The sequence below is a fragment of the Cobetia sp. LC6 genome, assembly GCF_030264805.1.
Classification (GTDB): domain Bacteria; phylum Pseudomonadota; class Gammaproteobacteria; order Pseudomonadales; family Halomonadaceae; genus Cobetia.
This window is the reverse complement of the sequence record NZ_JASSPL010000015.1, coordinates 1-18,227: the sequence shown is the minus strand read 5'-3', so window position 1 is coordinate 18,227 and position 18,227 is coordinate 1. Positions and strand designations below refer to the sequence as shown.

The 18,227-nt window shown below is 49.6% G+C and carries 13 protein-coding genes; 9 read left to right on the top strand and 4 right to left on the bottom strand.

Features of this window, described 5'->3' with window-relative positions; all coding sequences use genetic code 11:
- Positions 1–91: 91 nt before the first annotated feature.
- The 4 genes from QQF40_RS14930 to QQF40_RS14915 form a co-directional block, all read right to left on the bottom strand.
- Entirely contained in the window at positions 92–2,320 is a 2,229-nt protein-coding gene (locus tag QQF40_RS14930) for a YjbH domain-containing protein (protein WP_285461772.1), read from the bottom strand.
- 65 nt (positions 2,321–2,385) lie between these two features.
- Positions 2,386–3,270, bottom strand: a complete 885-nt coding sequence (locus QQF40_RS14925; RefSeq protein ID WP_285461771.1) for a capsule biosynthesis GfcC family protein — start codon at positions 3,268–3,270, stop codon at positions 2,386–2,388.
- 157 nt (positions 3,271–3,427) lie between these two features.
- A complete protein-coding gene (locus tag QQF40_RS14920) occupies positions 3,428–4,264 on the bottom strand; it encodes a hypothetical protein (protein WP_285461770.1) in 837 nt (278 codons plus the stop codon).
- A 5-nt stretch (positions 4,265–4,269) separates the two neighbouring features.
- Complete coding sequence (locus tag QQF40_RS14915; protein ID WP_285461769.1) at positions 4,270–5,052, bottom strand: hypothetical protein; 783 nt, start codon at positions 5,050–5,052, stop codon at positions 4,270–4,272.
- A gap of 1,690 nt (positions 5,053–6,742) precedes the next feature.
- On the opposite strand from QQF40_RS14915, the gene QQF40_RS14910 reads away from it, so the two are divergent.
- From QQF40_RS14910 to QQF40_RS14875, 9 genes are all read left to right on the top strand, one after another.
- Positions 6,743–7,846, top strand: a complete 1,104-nt coding sequence (locus tag QQF40_RS14910; protein WP_502871438.1) for a polysaccharide export protein — start codon at positions 6,743–6,745, stop codon at positions 7,844–7,846.
- A gap of 81 nt (positions 7,847–7,927) precedes the next feature.
- Entirely contained in the window at positions 7,928–10,156 is a 2,229-nt protein-coding gene (locus tag QQF40_RS14905; RefSeq protein ID WP_285461767.1) for a polysaccharide biosynthesis tyrosine autokinase, read from the top strand.
- 49 nt (positions 10,157–10,205) lie between these two features.
- Positions 10,206–11,501, top strand: a complete 1,296-nt coding sequence (locus tag QQF40_RS14900) for a sugar transferase (protein ID WP_285461766.1) — start codon at positions 10,206–10,208, stop codon at positions 11,499–11,501.
- 61 nt (positions 11,502–11,562) lie between these two features.
- Positions 11,563–12,831 (top strand): lipopolysaccharide biosynthesis protein, encoded by a 1,269-nt coding sequence (locus tag QQF40_RS14895; RefSeq protein WP_285461765.1) that lies wholly within the window; start codon positions 11,563–11,565, stop codon positions 12,829–12,831.
- 116 nt (positions 12,832–12,947) lie between these two features.
- Positions 12,948–13,823 (top strand): ATP-grasp fold amidoligase family protein, encoded by an 876-nt coding sequence (locus QQF40_RS14890; protein ID WP_285461764.1) that lies wholly within the window; start codon positions 12,948–12,950, stop codon positions 13,821–13,823.
- 473 nt (positions 13,824–14,296) lie between these two features.
- Positions 14,297–15,370 carry an EpsG family protein gene (locus QQF40_RS17110; RefSeq protein ID WP_352230742.1) on the top strand — a complete coding sequence of 358 codons (1,074 nt, stop codon included), beginning with the start codon at positions 14,297–14,299 and terminating at the stop codon, positions 15,368–15,370.
- A 16-nt stretch (positions 15,371–15,386) separates the two neighbouring features.
- Positions 15,387–16,505 carry a glycosyltransferase family protein gene (locus QQF40_RS14885; protein ID WP_285461763.1) on the top strand — a complete coding sequence of 373 codons (1,119 nt, stop codon included), beginning with the start codon at positions 15,387–15,389 and terminating at the stop codon, positions 16,503–16,505.
- A 14-nt stretch (positions 16,506–16,519) separates the two neighbouring features.
- Positions 16,520–17,590: a DUF1972 domain-containing protein gene (locus QQF40_RS14880; protein ID WP_285461762.1), complete on the top strand. Its 1,071-nt coding sequence runs from the start codon at positions 16,520–16,522 to the stop codon at positions 17,588–17,590.
- A 1-nt stretch (position 17,591) separates the two neighbouring features.
- Positions 17,592–18,227, top strand: a 636-nt coding sequence (locus QQF40_RS14875; RefSeq protein ID WP_285461761.1) for a dTDP-glucose 4,6-dehydratase, incomplete at its 3' end; no start/stop codon positions are given.

The following is an 18,227-nucleotide window of genomic DNA, read 5'->3' as shown; positions in this document are numbered from 1 at the left end:
CGTAGGTCAGTTCACTACGTAGATCAGTTCATTACATGGATCAGCTCATCACGTAGACCGCCTCGCGGCAAGGACCATCTCATGGCGTCGATCACTTCCAGACCTGGGAAGCGAAGCCGCGCCAGTAGTCATCCATGTCGCGATAGCTGGTCATGTCATACAGACTGAACTTGCGATTGAGGCGAGCGCCACCATCGCGGGTCAGCGGGTTCCAGGCCAGGCCGACAGTGTCGCGGCTGGAGTGCATGAAGAATGCATCCAGCGGCAACACGATATAGAGGCCCTTGTCGAAGCTACCCTCGCCGAAGTCGTCGCCGGCATCGGTGAAGGTGGCCCAGGCGCCCATGCGTGCGCCGTTGGCGAAGCCGCGTGAGACGTCCAGCGTCATGCCGACATCTTCTGCCAGATAGCGGCCGAAGCTGGCCTTGGCCAGTACGTCTTCATAGCCGGTATCCCAGTAGATGCTGGCATGGCCAGTGGTGGTCGAGTAATCGCGCAGGCCGAACTGCTGATCGAACTCGCGCTGCTTGACCCAGTTCACATCGACCCCGTAGGCCAGTGGCGAGCCCAGCGGGCGATAGAGCACCTCGGCGCCGACACCGGCATACATCATCTCCAGGATGCCGCCATAGGCCATGCCGTACCAATCGCGCCCGAACTGGTGAGTGCGGGTGTACTGCAGGTTGTCGATACCGACGTCGGTCTCTTCGATATAGCGACCGATATAGGAGCGAACCCTGGGCAGCTTGGAGTCCGAGATGTAATCGAACTTGTCGAAGTTGTCGAACAGGGTCAGCTGTGCCGAGCCGGAGAGCCAGCCGTGACGGTCGGTTCGCCACGCGGCGGAGCCGCGCAGGTAGGCCTGATACAGGTAGCCATCCGGCCCGCCGATGTTCTGGTTGAGGCCAGGCGAGAAGCCGGCGCTCCAGCGATCATCAGGATTCTCGAGCAGCACCTTTTCACCGCGGTAGCGGGCCGCACCTTGCGCCTCGTCCGAGTTCGGCTCGGTGGCCGCCAATGCATAGACGCTGTGGGTATAGCGCAGCTGCTGACGCGCATCGTGACCGGCGTTGACGATATCGGCGCGCTGGTGGACATCTTCGCGCGTGTCCAGGCCGCCAGAACGCAGGCGGTAATGGAAGCTCTCGAAATAGTCATCCAGCCGGTTGTGCAGCACGCGGTTGGCACGGCCTTCGGCCTGAGCGGTGGAGCGGAAACGCGTACTCTCACCGCTCACGATCAGCGCCGTGCCTTCGCGCGAGAGGCTATCGACACGAATGCCGGATTGCGCCTGGATCTCGCGGGAGAGCTCAGGCCAGCTGACCTGGTTGCGCGTTGGGGCCTCGGCATTCAGGCGCTCCGGCGGGCTATCCAGCTTGGCCTGCGAAAGCCCGGCGAGATCCACCCCGAAGTTGACGCCGAGCATCGCGGTATTGCCACGCTCCCAGCCGGCCTTGACGGTCAGGTTGTCGGTCACGCTCAGGCGGGCGCCCAGATTGATCGGGCTGTCCTGCGCTTGATCGTTGTCCTGCGGCTCGCTCTGATAGTCATTGCCGTCAAGCTCTGCCATCAACACCAGCGGGTCCCACGGTGTCTGCCATTCCACGCCGCCAAAGATACCGACATCGCCCTTGAACAGGCGGTTGAGGGAGAACTCACCGCCCTGATCGCCGCCGGTCTCGCCGCGGCCGGGGCGGTCGTTGTAGCTGTCACGCACCCAGCCGAGCGGATTGCTGAAATCACCGCGTGAGCCGAGATAGCCCCAGCCAAGGCCCAGTGTGAAGTCGAGGTCATACCAGCGCTTGCTGGCCACCAGATATTCACTGCCGAACAGGCTGGTACCGCCCATGTCGCGCAGACCGACTGCGACTTCGGGCAGATAGCGACTCTCTTCCCACAGGCGGATCTTGGCGTCGACACCCTTGTCCAGATAATCGCGGTCACCGGCGATGGCTTCGCCATACAGGCGGTTGGTGACTTCCGTGTAGCGGAAGCCGACCTCCAGCCAATCGAGCGGCTGCAGGCTGACGTTATAGCGCTGATACGGTTCTACCTGGCTATAGGAGAAGTGAATGCTGCCCGGCTTCTGCATGCGCGCAGTCGGGGTCTGCATCAGGCCGACGCCACCGAAGTCCGATTGCCCATGTCCAAGGCCGCTGAGACGCGTCTCGATCGGCTGCGGACCATCCAGCAGGCCGGCGTAGCTCATCGGGGCCAGCAGCACGCCCGCACTGAGCATGGCCAGTTGCCGGATGGCGCGCGTCAGGGGAGTGAGCCGGGCCCGCGCCGGCGCCATGGAAGTGAAGTGCGAATGATCCATGCTGTCTGCTGCCATCCTTTGCCTGCCTGAGCACGAGGCGTCCTGCTGAGTCATTGTCGCGTCGCTCATGGAGTCTCGCCCTGAGGGTGCGAGCCACTGTTCGTGTCATCACCGTCGTCACTGCCGTCACTCTCAGCGTATTGCCGTGCTACCTGCAGATAGTCACGCCGCTGCGGCTCTCCCGTGATGGCATCCACGCTGCGGCACTCCTTGCCCGGCCATTGCAGACTCAACCACTCGGGCAGGCTGCGATTGACCCAGGCGGCGGCTGCCGAGATACGCGGCATGTTGACCACGACACGGTCGCCCGGTGCCAGCGTGTAGGGCTGGTCGTTCCAGGCGCTGATGCCGCGTTCGGTGATTCTGCCGCCCAGCGTGATGACGCTGGCATATTCCGAGTCCGCCTGCGCGCCCGGCAGGCCGGCGATGGCATCGTGCAGCGTCAGGCCGGGGCGCCAGTCCAGCTGGCGCACGCCAACGGCACTCCAGAGCTGAATGCGTGTCTCGGTCTGGCATTGGCCTATCCAGTCACCCGTCGTGAGCGGGATATCCAGACGCGGAAAACGCCACAGCGCGATGGGGTCGATCCGCCCGACCTGACGTCCCTCGACCGGCGTGCGGCCGATGATGCGCATCCAGTGCTTGAGGCCTTCAGCCGGCAGCCGATCATCAAAGACGGCTTGCGAGCTCAATTGACGCAGCTCGAAGAACAGGCGGCGCCCAAGCTGACGTGTCCTGCCACGCGTCTGCTGGGTGGCCACGAACGCATGCGGCCACTCGATGCCATTGGCATTTGTCAGCACGCCGAGCTGGCGCGATAGTGCCTCACTGATGGTCAGTGTCTGGGCGCTGGCCTTCTGGTCTTCGAATGAGCCTGACGATGCTGCCGGAGTCTCGCTGGCCAGCGTAGCGCCAGGCCACAGAAGCACACTGCACGCAGACGCGAGCATTGCTACGGCCAGGGCAGCCTTCAGACGTTCATGCAGATAGCGTTTCACGACACCTCGGCGGACAAGAGAAGCGACACCTCGATGGACACGCGATACACCGCCGGCTCGTGCAGGCGGGGCGACATGTTCATGGCGCTGAGAGAAAATTTCTTGGCACTTACCACCAGCCACGTGCGACCTCCCAACTCCAATGATGAGAATCCGGCCAGGGTTGAACATCCGCCGCCCAGATTCTTGGTGCCGCATTGGCATCAGTCGCGAGGGAATCAATCACAGCAGCAACCGCATATCGGTTGACGCTCCGCGAGCCATCTTGCCAGAAGATGCGTTCTTCACACTGGGCCACTGTCTGATCGCCCAACGGGAAGGCCTGCACGGAGGGAGGCGCGCATTGCCAGCTTGCCTGGCCCTGCGCATAGCCCTCTATGCCATCGGCGCGCTGCCAGCGTGAGTGAATCGCGTAGGTGCGCGTGGTTTTACCCTTGTCCAGCGCTGACATCAGCGTGGCCAGTGATACGTCGCGTCGCATGTCCAGCAGGTCGGTATTGAAGCCGGCGGTACCGCTCAGCCAGCCGTTCTCCAGACGCACGAAGGCATGATCTGCAGTTTCGAAACGTGCCAGCTCTGTCGTGCTCGAAGGCTGGCTTGCCTTCGGCTCAACCGGCGTGGCGGAAGAGGGCAGGGCTGCCATAGGCGTCAACCCTGAGTGTTCTTGCTGATAGGTCGCGTCCGTTGCGTCCATGTCGTTGCGGGTCGCCGTCTCCAGAGACGCCAGCACCACCATCCCGGTGTTGCCGTCATAGCTGAAGCGCAGCGTGGCATAGGGCAGGGCGCGCGCACGCTCGGCATCGAATTGATCGCTGCCGAGTATTGCGCTGGCCGTCTGCCCCAGCTGCCCCTGCTCAAGAGCGGAGCAGCCCCCAAGCATCAATGCGCCGGACACAAGCCAAGGGGCCGCCAGGCGGCCCCCCATCGTGATGGATGTCGGCTTCATGGTGATCAGAAGGTACCTGTGGTGCCGGTGGTGCCAGTCGTACCGGTAGACCCTGTGGTGCCAGTCGTTCCGGTCGTACCCGTTGTGCCAGTGGTACCGGTGGTGCCTGTCGTGCCCGTTGTACCGTCGCCATCACCCGGTTCGCCGCCTTCATCGGGGTCACTGCCGTCATCGGGATCGGTCGTGCCGGTAGAGCCTGTGGTACCGGTGGTGCCGGTAGTCCCAGTCGTGCCGTCGCCGTCACCCGGGTCCGTGCCATCGTCCGGATCAGTACCGCCGTCGCCACCGTCACCCGGATCAGTACCGCCGTCGCCACCGTCACCCGGATCAGTGCCGCCATCGCCACCATCACCCGGATCAGTACCGCCGTCGCCACCATCGCCCGGATCAGTGCCGCCGTCGCCGCCGTCACCCGGATCAGTGCCGCCGTCGCCACCGTCGCCCGGATCAGTACCGCCGTCGCCACCGTCTCCCGGATCAGTACCGCCGTCGCCACCAGTGCTACCACCACTGCTGCCGTCACCCCCGGAGGCGACAGTGGCAGCGACACCAACCGCCGCCGCCAGGCCAGCGGCGACAGCTGCAATGGTGCCCGCGGCCATGCCACCAGCGGCGCCGGCACCTGCTGCTGCACCACCAGTACTGCTGCTTCCTGTGCTGGAAGCGCCTGTGCTGGAAGGTGCCGAACCTGTCTGAGCAGGTGCTTCACTTTCGGCACGGGCTATCCCGGCAACCAAAGGGGATAAGGTCAGTCCCGCGATGACCAATGTTGTAGCAGTACGTTTCATGTGCGTTCCCTTGTCTTCCCTTGTAGGAAATTCTCACGCTCTCTGTGTTGGCACAGGCGCTGATGGTTTGTTGGTCGATTGATTCTTTGCGAGAAACAATAGAAGGTGTTGGAGAATTGTCGTGCACAACGTTCTATCGCCTCGTGAGGCAGATTTCAATACGCGAATATTGTGAAAATTAACAGAGTTCACGTTGTTGGTCGACTGACATCTAACCGTAAACAACCATCGAATATGATGATCGCGTCACTACGCTTGACGGGAATGGCAGCGGGTTAACGACACTAATTGCAAAATGTGACAGCTGGTGAAAATTCAGGCGGTCGGGTATGTGAGCGCTTGTGTTTGAATCCAGCCACGTGAAACTCATTGTCATGACCTGCAAGTTCTTTTCGTACTGATAAATTAGTTTTTTATGGTTTGTCTAGTCAACTGCTTACTGTGTGGCTAATGCTTTGTGTAACCATATTGTTCAATTTTTAGTGTGAATTGTAATCCGGCTGTCCTTGAACATGGCCTGTGTCGTCTTTTGGCTACGCGCTGATTCATGATCTGCAAGTGTGGAATGCGGCTCCAAGCGCGCAACCGCCCCTATAATGCGCGTGTTATCAGTAACTTGGGTGGTGTTTTCTCGTTTTCTCGCCATGGCGGGTGGCGGAAGAGTATGAATAAAGGGTGGAATGAGTGACCCTGTATGCAGTATCATGCGTCCCTTATTGAAAGGGCTGTGTTTCTTTTTTGCGACACAGAAAGGATAGGTGACCCGGAAAACGTCATACCTTGTTGACGATACGCAGGAAGGATCTTGCGCTGGCGGTGTTGGTCTCTCCACCAATGCCCGATAGATTCTCTCCTCAGCAGTGTCGGTAACAGATTGTCTTGGCTTGATAGCCATCGGTCTTGCGACGACTGAGCGCATCCAGGCAGAGCAGAACAAGATAGTTATACAAGTCTTGATTGTCCGAAACCTGAATCCTGTACTTATTTTAACAATAGCAAGTCTTCACCTGATAGCACTGGCGATCTACAAGACGATTGCTCTGCTAGGGTTTGTTGCGTCTTGAATTTCGGGATTGCCTTTCTAGTTGTTAAGTATTAGCTAATTAAATTTTGTACTTGTTGTCTGCCCATGAGTTCAGAGCGCAAGACTTTTCCCGAGGGGAATGATCTTGCCTTGAATTCGGGTTGCCACTCGTAGCAAGGCTTTCTTGCGTCAGTGAAGAATTGTTTCTGTCTGAGAAACAGGTGGCCAAGTACGACACAAGCGGGAAGACATCAAGATCTTCATGTCAGGGCCTCAGGGATGCGCCGTCAACCACCCTGGGGCGGTAGCGTGCCTAAAACCAGCTCACGCTCATGAAAGTTCGATGGGGTAGGAGAGACTTACCGCACAGGGCTTGCGCAATGCAGCCCAGCAGCAGACAGCTACCTGGCTGTCCTGAAGATTCACTCAGCGCATCCTTTCTCTACATCCTGTCTCTTCACCTGACTGACACGTTGGCTTTGGGCTGCTGAGCCTATTTTCGTTTGACGGCTTTCGATTGACTACGTCGCGGCCTGGCCACGACGCCTTCTCTTCCAGGGCAGCATGAGGCTGCCCAATCCATCTTGCAGTTTTCGGGGGTTTTACATGATCAAGGTCACCATGTTTGGCAAGGGCTGTGCGCTGTCGCCGCGCCCCCGCCTGGCAATGACCACCGCGCTGTTGATTGCCGTGTTGTCTACCACGGGCTGTGCCTTCGCCCCCGGTGGCGATATGGACTATCAGGCAGAAACGGCCCCGCTGGATGATGCGCTTGAGGTCAAGCCGATCACCTTCGGCATGGTAGATGCCCTGAATGACAGTCGTGGCCAGGGCCAGCGTGACAATCCGCTGCTTGAGCAGCAGCTGGCCGATTACGATTACCGCATCGGTCGCGGTGATGTGCTCAATATCATCGTCTACGATCACCCCGAACTGACCATCCCGGCCGGCTCTGAACGCAGCGCCATCGAATCCGGCAACAGCGTACACAGCGATGGCACCATCTTTTATCCCTACATAGGGCGCGTCAAAGCAGCGGGGCTGACGGTCAAGGAACTGCGTGCCGTCATCGAGCGTCGCCTGTCTGGTTATATCGCTTCACCGCAGATCGATGTGCAGGTAGCGGCATTCAAGTCCCAGAAGGTCTACGTCACCGGCCAGGTGCAAACGCCGGGAATCCTGCCGATCACCAATGTGCCGCTGACAATCCTCGATGCCGTCAATCAGGCAGGCGGCCTGTCGCCGCTGGCCAACTGGCACGATGTGGTGCTGACGCGTGATGACAGTGATGAACACTTCTCGCTGTACGACTTGCTGCAGAACGGTGCACTGAGCAACAACCGCTTGCTGCGCGACGGTGATGTGCTGCACATCCCGGATGTGGGCAACCAGAAGGTCTACGTGATGGGCGAGGTGCAACTGCCGGGCAGCCTGGCGATGGGCAATTCGCGTATCTCGCTGACGGACGCCATTGCCCAGTCCGGGGGTATCGATGAAGGCCAGGCAGATGCCAAGGGCATCTTCGTCGTACGGCGCGCGGACACCAGCACCGGCAAGCTGGCAACCGTCTACCAGCTGGATGCGCGTGATTCGGCGGCCTTCGTGATCGGTGCGGAATTCATGCTTAAGCCTTCTGATGTGGTCTACGTCACGGCCGCGCCGCTCAGTCGCTGGAATCGTGTCGTCAACCAGCTGATGCCGACCCTGACCGCGGTCTACCAGGTGACGCGTTCCGCCAGTGATTTTGATGACCTGCGCAGTGATGATTGATCCGCGCCAGCTTCCTGTCTTCCCCCTCTCTACCTACTACCACTGGTTCTCACGAGAGCCGCAGCACTCGAAGGGTGTTTCATGAATCAGACCCCGCAAAATACAGCCACTGGGGCGATGTCGTCGGCTGCCACTCGCGACAACGATGACGACGCGATTGATCTGGGGCGCCTGTTCGGCATCCTGGTTGATCACAAGCAATGGATCATCGCGATCACTGGTCTGTTTGCCGTCATCGGGGTGGTCTACGCGCTGTTGGCGACGCCCATCTACAAGGTGGATGCCCTGATCCAGATTGATGATGCCCCTTCGACCAATCCACTGGCTGACGTGAATTCGATTCTGGGCAAGGAGCCGCCGTCCCAGTCGGAGATCGAGATTATCCGCTCGCGGATGGTACTTGGTCGCGCGGTGGACCTGCTCAATCTGGATATCACCGTCACGCCGAAGCGACTGCCGCTGCTGGGCGATTTCCTGGTACGTCGCGGCGTGGAACGTCCGGATTTCGCTCAGGGGTGGGCAAGCACCTGGGCAGGGGAAAGCATCAGCGTCAGTGAGATGCCCGTCGATGACGCCATGCTCGGCAACACAATTACGTTGCGTGTATTGGATGAAAGTCATTACGAGCTGATCCAGGACGGTGAATTGCTGGGCAAGGGGCGCATCAATCAGCTGGACAGCTTTGCCGATGGTCAGCTGAATCTGCGTGTCACTGCCTTGAATGCCTCCGCAGGCGCGGAATTCGAGCTGACACACATCAGCCGCATGCAGGCGATCGAAGATCTGCGTAAATCATTCTCCGTCTCGGAGCAGGGCAAGGAGACCGGCATTCTCTCCTGGTCGATGACGGGCGAGCAGCCGCGTGAGCTACAGCGCACGCTGAACACCATCGCGGATATCTACTATTCACAGAATGTTCAACGTCAGAGTGAAGAAGCACGCAATAGCCTCGAATTCCTCGATAATCAGGTGCCCAAGGTACGTGCGCAACTGGATGCAGCGGAATCGCGCCTGAATGAATTCAGGACGTCACGTGACAGTGTCGACCTCTCTTTGGAAACCCAGTCGGTGCTGGAGCGCATCGTGAACCTGGAGGCCCAGGTCAATCAGCTGGAACTGACCGAGGCCGAGATTGCCAAGCGTTATACGCCTAGCCACCCGACCTACAAAGCATTGCTCGAGAAGAAGGCACAGCTCAAGCGTGAGATGGACAAGCTGAATGCCCAGGTGAAGAACCTGCCCGAAACACAGCAGGAAGTATTACGCCTCACGCGCAGTGTGGAAGTGACTCAGGCTATCTATGTGCAGTTGCTGAATAAAGTACAGGAGATGGAAATTGCCAAGGCCAGTACTGTCGGCAATGTGCGTATTCTGGACGATGCCGGTATCTTGCCGCAGCCCGTCAAGCCGAAGAAGGCCATGATCGTAGTCATCATGACACTGCTGGGTGGCATGCTTTCCGTCGGTGTCATTCTGCTGCGAGCAGCCTTCCGTCGTGGCGTGGAATCGCCGGATCAGCTGGAAGCACTGGGCCTGCCGATGTATGCCACCATCCCGCTCTCGGATGAGCAGGGCAAGCTGAGCCGCAAGGTAAAGCGGAAGACGGATAAGCACTCACGTGAAATCCCCAATGGTTTGCTAGCCGCGCGCAATCCGGCTGATCTCGCGATCGAAGCACTTCGCGGTCTGCGCACCAGCCTGCACTTCGCGATGATGGAAGCCTCTACCAATACGCTGATGATTACCGGCCCTAGCCCTGGCATCGGCAAGAGTTTCGTTGCTGCCAACCTGGCCGCTGTCTGTGCCCAGTCTGGGCAACGCGTGTTGGTAATTGACGCTGATATGCGCAAGGGTCATATGCATTCCATCTTCGATGAGCGCTCCGAATGTGGCTTGAGTGATTACCTGGCAGGCAAGAAGTCGCTCGAAGACATCATTCGTTCTGTCTCTGCACTTGACTCACTCTCCTACGTCGCGCGTGGCATTGCGCCACCCAATCCCTCAGAACTGCTGATGAGCGCACGTTTCCAGGACTTCCTGGCCGCCGTCAGCGAGCGTTTTGACCTGGTCATCATCGATTCTCCGCCGATCCTTGCCGTCACCGATGCCGCCGTCATCGGCAAGCATGTGGGGACGACACTTCTAGTGACTCGCTTCGAGGTGAATGCCCCCAAGGAAGTGGAAGTCTCTCTCAAGCGCCTGGCAGCTTCTGGTATTACCGTGAAAGGCGGAATTCTCAACGCCATGGAGCGCAAGGCCGCCGGTGCCTATGGCGAGAATTATGGCTATTACAACTACAGCTATAAATGATCCCGCTGTATTCCGTCATCAGTCATATTGAATTCGAAGGGAACGAGACATGAAAGAAGTGAGCTCTACCATGGAGCATCAACGGCGCTATTCACGTCACTACGAGCGCTTGCTGGCCAGCAAGCGCCTGCAGACATTCTTTGGCGTGCTACTGGTTGTCGTATTGCCTGCCATGTACCGCTGGGGGGTTGACTTCTGGAATACCTCCACGTTGGCACAATGGAATGCGATTCTGGGCACCGCTGCCGCCTTTACCTTGTCCCTGACGCTGATCAACCGTCTTTGCCAGCTGCCGGGCACACGATCCTTCACCTATGTCATCCCGACCGTCGCGGCTTCCTATACCTTGCTCATCATCATTTGCGGGGTATTGGAAATAGAAGTGTCTCGCCTCCAGGTAGGCATCTCCTTCGCGCTGGCGATCATTTTTGGGGGCGCTTTCTATTATGTCGATAGCAAGCTGACCACCAAGCGCATGGCAGTGGTGCCCTTCGGGAAAGCCCCTTCCTTGTGCGATCACCACAGCAAGTCAGTGTACTGGTACGCGATGAAGGAACCGACACTGGTCGGGTTCAAGCGTATCGATGCCGTGGTTGCGGATCTGCGGGCAGATCTCCCGGAAGAGTGGCAGCGTTTTCTCGCTGACTGCACGATCCATCGTATTCCGGTGTATCACGCCACCCAGGCGCATGAAATGATTACCGGCAAGGTATTACTGGATCACCTCTATGCCAACGAATTCGGCTCCCTGACGCCACGTGAAGACTATGAAGTGATCAAGCGCGGTATGGACATTCTCACCGCGTTGACCCTGATTCCGTTGTTGGCTCCCGTCATGCTGGTGACGGCACTCGCCATTCGCCTGGATAGCCCGGGCAAGGCGCTCTTCTGTCAGCCACGCATGGGCTTCCACTGCCGCCCGTTTACGGTCTACAAGTTCCGTAGCATGTACACCGACATGAAGGGCACTGGCTTTACCCAAGAAGGTCATGACCCACGTATCACGCGTGTGGGCCGTTTCATTCGCAAATGTCGTCTGGATGAGTTACCCCAATTGTTCAATGTCTTGAAAGGCGACATGAGCATGATCGGACCGCGTCCCGAATCCATGAGCCTGACGGAGTGGTATGAGAAGGATGTACCGTTCTTCCACTACCGCCATGTGGTACGTCCTGGCATTACCGGTTGGGCGCAGGTAGAGCAGGGCTATGCAGCAGAAGTGGAAGGTATGATTGAGAAGCTTGAGTATGATTTTTATTATATAAAGAATTTTTCTTTTTGGTTAGATGTGCTTATAGCGGTTAGAACTATAAAAACTATTGTATTCAGCAAGGGAAGTCGTTAATGGCATTGAATTATCAGTACAGATAAGTATTAGCATTGTATTCAAGAATCAAGTTTAATTAATGGCTGGCAATCAATCTATGTTCCTAAAAAATGTAACTTTAGTTGCGGCTGGCACTGCTTTAGCTCAAGTTATAACAATTGTAGCTACCCCTGCAGTAACACGTATATATGGTCCAGAAGCCTTCGGGTTATTAGGTGTTTTTAGCGCTGTACTATCAATAGTAACTCCTCTCAGTGCCTTTAGTTACCCCATAGCTATTGTTTTACCTAAAGATGATAATGAAGCCCTAGATATAGCTAAATTATCTTTGATTATTGCTCTGGCTACATCAATAATTGCTTTTTTATTCTTGATTTTGTTTGGTGAATGGTTAGTCAGTATTTTTAATATACAGGAAATATATAGTTATATATATATGATTCCTTTTGCAATGTTTTTTACAGCATTATTAGCTGTGGTGAGTCAATGGATTATTCGTAATAAATTTTTTCTTACTAAATCAAAGGTTGCAGTGTTTAACTCTATTTTGATAAATTTATCAAAAATTGGGTTAGGTCTAGCTTTCCCTGTCGCAGGATTACTCGTTTTTATCACTGCACTCAACAGTATGACTCACTCAGTCTTATTACTGATTAAATTATCTAGAGATAACACAAAGCGAGAGATTAGCAAAACTAGTAAACAAACTTACGTAAGGATTTTAAAAAGATACCAAGATTTTTTTCTTTATAGAACCCCACAAGTTTTTTTAAATGCATTATCTCAAAGTCTACCAGTTATAATGCTGACCAGTCTATTTAGTGTGAGCGCCGCAGGATATTATTCACTTGCTAAATTGGCTTTAGGAGCCCCTTCTGCCCTATTAGGAGAAGCAGTCTCTTCTGTGTTTTATCCTAAATTTAATGAGACCTATAGAGAAAATAATGGTTATGTAAAATTATTCACAAAAGCTACGCTGATGCTCGCTGTAATTGGAGTAGTACCTTTTGGTATAGTAGTTATCTTTGGGGATAGCTTATTCTCATATATTTTTGGTGCTGAATGGGATATAGCTGGGCAGTATGCTCAATGGTTATCTTTTTGGCTCTATTTTAGTTTTATGAATAGACCTAGCGTTGCAGCCATACCTGTTCTATCAATGCAAAGAACCTTTCTTAACTACGAAATTATCAGTGTTACATTGAGACTTTCTTCTATGCTTGCCGGCTATTATTTATTTGATAGCGGCGTTATAGCTATTGCCTTATTTAGCATTATCGGTGCTTTTTTAAATATTTCACTAATACTTATGGTTTTTGTAAATATGAACAAGACTAAAGCTATATAGTTAGGCGTTCTAATACTAATGAAGCTGATACATACCTGGTTATATCATATTCATTGTGCTCACTGACCTAAAAAGTTTATATTAAATTAACCTGTTTGTTCCTTGAAGGAGGTACTATGCTTACTAGTCATCTGAAAAAAATCGAAAATCAAATTCTCTCTTTATGCCCATTACATTTGAGATATTATCTTCGCTATTTACGTGTGCATAAAGGCATTGTTGATTTTAATCATCCTGTAAAATTCTCTGAAAAGATATATCATAGGATGAGGTTTCCGAAAAAAGAATTCTCAGACCTAAGTGATAAATATTTAGTAAGAGATTATGTTACCCGTAAAATTGGAGAAAAATATCTTGTACCACTTTATGAATGCCTAGATAAACTTGATCAGGATGTTATTAACAGACTTCCCGATTCATTTGTTATTAAAGCAACACACGGCGCAGGCTATGTAAAAATTGTCAAAGATAAAAATAAAGAAAGTCATAGTACTCTAATTCGTGAAGTAAATTCGTGGCTGAATAAGGACTTTTCAACAGTAGTAGATGAATTACACTACAAAGATATTCAGCCTAAAATAATAGTTGAAAAAGCTTTATTAATAAATGATACTCCACCTGCAGATTATAAAATTCATGTCTTTCGAGAAACGCCTAATGCTAAGCCATTTATTTTCTTTCAAGTAATTGGTGGTCGATTTGAAGAACTACAACAAAATTTCTTTATGGAAGATTGGTCGCCAGCTCCGTTTATAAGGAAAGGCTCTCAGTCAATTAAAAACTCTAATCTGTTGATAAAGCCAAAATGCTTAGAGGAAATGATTGATATTGCTGATAAGCTTTCAAAACCATTTGGCTATTGCCGAGTTGATTTGTATATTTTTGAAGACTCTCCTTTCTTCGGAGAACTAACTTTTACCCCATCATCTGGGAATTATGTATTTAAGCCTAAAAAATGGGATACTATATTAGGACATAAATTCGGTTGGTAGTATAAATGTATAGGTAATGCTTGCATTGTTAGGATATAATATGCTGTAAGAAGAAATTAAATAATCTTGCAGTTTTATTCTCGTCTATAGCTTAGAGATTTTTTGCTACTAGTAATAATTTTTAACTAAATTATCGGACGAAAATTGTTTACTTGCTGTTTAACCTTCTAAGCTTGTATGAACTTCTACGATGTTAGTTTATTTCACATTAGTACTCATTTTGTAAAACTAGAAGTTTTCGTAGAAGTTCGTGTATAGGCATTATTAGTGATTAGATCATTAGTAATAGTTGCTATGCATTAATGCAGCTCTTAAGTAAGAAATATAATCGAGAGTGCTATAGGGGCGCTAATCCCCATTTAACAATCATAAGATAAGTTTCTACCATGCTTATTATTCCGCGCTGTATATTTCAATTGTTTAATTTTTTGCTATGAATTGACTGAAGCTATACCTTGGCTCTAGGGATCATTATGTATTTAGGTAATATTGTATATATATTTGCATTTTACTGTTTATTATTGCTTTCATTTCTTTTCAATAGAATAAAAAATTTTTTTACTATATATTTAGCATGCTCAAGCGTGATAGTAGTGTCAGTCTTTTTAGGATTCAGGAGTCTAGATAGTGGTAAAGATACTCATGGCTACGTTAAATACTTCACTGATGGCTTCAAAAATTTTAATTTTGAATTCGGGTTTTATTACTTCAGTAAGTTTTTATCGTATTTTCTCGACGCAGCTGGATATTTATATGTAATAGCTGTATTAAGCACTATTTTTTTAGCGCTCGCAGCCTTTAGTTTTAAAATTAAAAATATTAGCTTAGTAGTATTGATTTACTCTGGTTTATTGCCAGGTTTAGATATGCTCACTAACACTATACGGAATGGGTTAGCTTTAAATATATCTGCTTTAATAATTATACTATCCTTACATATAAGGAAATTCAAAATATTGACGTTATTACCAGCCATAATACATAATTCTACGGTTTTAACCGCCTTGATTAGCGCATTATCAGTTAAGCACAAACTGCATAGGGTTAATATTTTTTTATTTTTCTTGAGTTCTCTCTTATTTCTAGCGTTTTCCTTTATTAATATTGATATTTACTCCTTTGCTACTAAGTATAACACTGGTAGTGATTTGTTATCCAAACTAGTACGTTATATTATTTTAGATAAAGATTTACTAGATAAATCTGTCGAAATGTATTTTAAAGCTATCAGTTTAATTTTAGCACTACCATATGTATATTGTGTTATTGTATCCCGTAACTTTAGATACGATGAACTTATACATCGTCTTATGTTCGTCGCTATGTTACTTGTTTTGTTTTATGCGGCTTTTTCACTTGCAGAATTCTCATATAGGTTTATGTATTTATCTTACCCTTTATTAGTAATAACTTCTGTTTATTGTTACGAAAAATATTTCAAAAGCACTTTAAGCCACATTGTCTTTTATTCCTTTACACTCTTACTCACTTTAATAACATTCACTACCAGTACGTTTGAATCCTATAAACTGCTATATTTGTTATAAATTAGAAGAGGGTTGTATGCTAAATATTGTAGTAGCGCCGTATAGAGATGCCTATTTTTATGAGAAATACGGTCCTGCGGTTCGTGATTTACAAATAATAGATACATTGGCGAGTCTCGATATAGTAAAAAAAATACATGTTATTAATAGGCCTGTAAGTGTTTATGAAAGGGTAACGACTAAAAAAAATTTCAATAAGCTAGCTGGTAATAAAAAAATAAAAGTATATGATAAAACGTCCTACAACCTATTTGGACCAATAATTAGTCCTAGGGTATGGGCTGGTAATGTGCATTCAAAATACTGTCGGGATTTGCTCGGGCAACTAGTAGACGACCAATGTAACAATGTGTTTATTGACTTTATGCCAACTGGTATTATTCCTGAGAGAGATAATGTAGGTCCATGGTTACTCTGGTATGATTTTATAGATAATTTTACTAAGCATAATAGGTTTACCCCTCAAGAAAAAGCAGCAGTCGCTGAGAAGTATGTAAATGTTCGTAGTTGCTACAATTATATTACATTTGTATCAGATGCTTGTAGTAATTATTATGCGGATAAACCTAAAAATTCTAGTGTCCTAACAAATAAAATCTTTATTTCAGAGGCAGATAAAGAAAACGTTGTTAGATTGGATCTACATGAAAATGTGTACGACTTAGGTTTTGTAGGTTTTATCACTGACAAGCTTGATGTACCTTTTTTAAAAAAATTAGCAGCTCAATATTCTATAGTTTTATATGGCAAGTTCTTTAATGATAAGATAAGAGGGGATTTAGAAAACATTTCTAATATTAAGATTATGGGTGAGTTTGCTTACACTGAATTACCAAAGATTATGAATACATTTCGTGTAGGTTTAGTGCCTTATATTTTACAAAAATCGCACGATGAGTCTCCTCTAAAAATATATGAATATTTAAAAAACAATAAGCCTTGCTTAAGTTCTTTAGATTTTGAGTTTAGTGACAATAAATACGTGGTTAACTATAACTCTAATAATTTCGATTATACAAGAATTAATTGCCTTCTTAGTAAAAGCGGCAGTCCCGAAATTTTTTCTTCTTTAGATAAAGAACATTTTTTAAAGAGCTCTTTGATAAAAATTGTTAACGAAATCCTAGAAACATAAATTGGTGTTATAATATGAAAGTTTCAATTGTCGGTACCGTAGGAGTTCCTGCTAATTATGGAGGGTTCGAAACTCTAGTAGAAAACTTATTATCTAATGGCATGGCTGAAAAAAGTCAAGTTACCGTTTACTGTTCGGGTAAATCATATGCACTAAAAAAAGATTACTATAAAAGTGCCAAGTTAGAATATATTAATTTGAATGCTAATGGGGTATCTAGTATATTTTATGATATTGCATCAATACTTTCGGCAATTAAAAAAAAATCGGATTGTATATTAATTCTTGGTGTTTCTGGCACCCTGATTATACCTTTTGTTAGAATAATAAAGCCAAAAATCAGGATTGTTACTAATATCGATGGCCTCGAATGGAAGCGCGCTAAATGGTCAAAATTAGCTAAATGTTTCCTGAAGTTTTCTGAAAGACTAGCCGTAAAATTTTCTCATGTAATTATTACTGATAATCAAGCGATTACTGATTATGTAAATAGTGAGTATGATAAACCATCCCTTACTATCGCTTATGGGGGTGATCATGCTGTTTTTGATATGCCTGATTGTGTTGAATCACCAGTGAATTTTGAGTATGCACTTTCAGTTTGCCGCATAGAGCCAGAAAATAGTGTTGGGCTCATATTGGAAGCCTACGCTCTATCAAATAAGAATATTATCTTTATAGGTAACTGGCAGAATAGTGAGTACGGACAAAATTTAAGAGAGAAGTATTCAGGGTTTAACAATATTCATATGCTCGACCCTATTTACGATGTAGGGCTTTTATATGCGTATAGATCTAACGCTAGTGCATATGTGCATGGTCACACCGCTGGTGGCACGAATCCGTCTTTAGTTGAAATGATGCACTTTTCTGTCCCTATCTTAGCCTTTGATTGCTGTTATAATCGTGAAACTCTAAAAGGGCAAGGTACATTTTTCTCAAATCCTGATTCTTTGAAAGAAATTATAAATTCGAACCAAGAAAAATGCACTAAGTCTATTCTTGAAGTAAAATCAATCGCTAATCGATTTTATACTTGGGAAGTTATTGCTAAGAAGTACTTTTCTGCTCTTGGGTTGAATTAAAATGTCTATCTACTTAATTACTGGTGGAGCTGGTTTCATTGGTTCTGCGGTCGTCCGTGAGCTGATTTGCTCAACTCAACATACCGTCATCAATCTGGATGCATTAACCTACGCGGGGAACCTCGAGTCATTGGCCGAGGTGGCGGATTCGGATCGCTATCACTTCGTGCAGGCGGACATCTGCGATGGCGAGAAGATGAAGGCGGTCTTCGCGGAGTTCCAGCCGGACATCGTGATGCATCTGGCGGCCGAGAGCCACGTGGATCGCTCCATCGATGGCCCTGCAGATTTCATCGAGACCAATATTGTCGGTACCTATCAGCTGTTGGAAGCGGCACGTCAGTATTGGAAGGACTTGAAGGAATCTGATGCAGAGAAGGCCGCTGACTTCCGCTTCCATCACATCTCCACCGATGAGGTGTATGGCGATCTGGAAGGACCGGAAGATCTCTTCACCGAGACGACACCCTATGCGCCTAGTTCACCCTACTCTGCCAGCAAGGCGAGTTCGGACCACCTAGTGCGTGCCTGGCAGCGTACCTATGGCCTGCCGACATTGGTGACCAACTGCTCCAACAACTACGGCCCGTACCATTTCCCTGAGAAGCTCATCCCGCTGATGATCCTGAATGCTCTG

Bases quoted from the DNA above. Each gene is read 5' to 3' on its own strand.
- QQF40_RS14930 (WP_285461772.1), bottom strand. From the start codon at position 2,320: ATGGATCATTCGCACTTCACTTCCATGGCGCCGGCGCGGGCCCGGCTC.
- QQF40_RS14925 (WP_285461771.1), bottom strand. From the start codon at position 3,270: ATGCTCGCGTCTGCGTGCAGTGTGCTTCTGTGGCCTGGCGCTACGCTG.
- QQF40_RS14920 (WP_285461770.1), bottom strand. From the start codon at position 4,264: ATGAAGCCGACATCCATCACGATGGGGGGCCGCCTGGCGGCCCCTTGG.
- QQF40_RS14915 (WP_285461769.1), bottom strand. From the start codon at position 5,052: ATGAAACGTACTGCTACAACATTGGTCATCGCGGGACTGACCTTATCC.
- QQF40_RS14910 (WP_502871438.1), top strand. From the start codon at position 6,743: ATGACCACCGCGCTGTTGATTGCCGTGTTGTCTACCACGGGCTGTGCC.
- QQF40_RS14905 (WP_285461767.1), top strand. From the start codon at position 7,928: ATGAATCAGACCCCGCAAAATACAGCCACTGGGGCGATGTCGTCGGCT.
- QQF40_RS14900 (WP_285461766.1), top strand. From the start codon at position 10,206: ATGAAAGAAGTGAGCTCTACCATGGAGCATCAACGGCGCTATTCACGT.
- QQF40_RS14895 (WP_285461765.1), top strand. From the start codon at position 11,563: ATGGCTGGCAATCAATCTATGTTCCTAAAAAATGTAACTTTAGTTGCG.
- QQF40_RS14890 (WP_285461764.1), top strand. From the start codon at position 12,948: ATGCTTACTAGTCATCTGAAAAAAATCGAAAATCAAATTCTCTCTTTA.
- QQF40_RS17110 (WP_352230742.1), top strand. From the start codon at position 14,297: ATGTATTTAGGTAATATTGTATATATATTTGCATTTTACTGTTTATTA.
- QQF40_RS14885 (WP_285461763.1), top strand. From the start codon at position 15,387: ATGCTAAATATTGTAGTAGCGCCGTATAGAGATGCCTATTTTTATGAG.
- QQF40_RS14880 (WP_285461762.1), top strand. From the start codon at position 16,520: ATGAAAGTTTCAATTGTCGGTACCGTAGGAGTTCCTGCTAATTATGGA.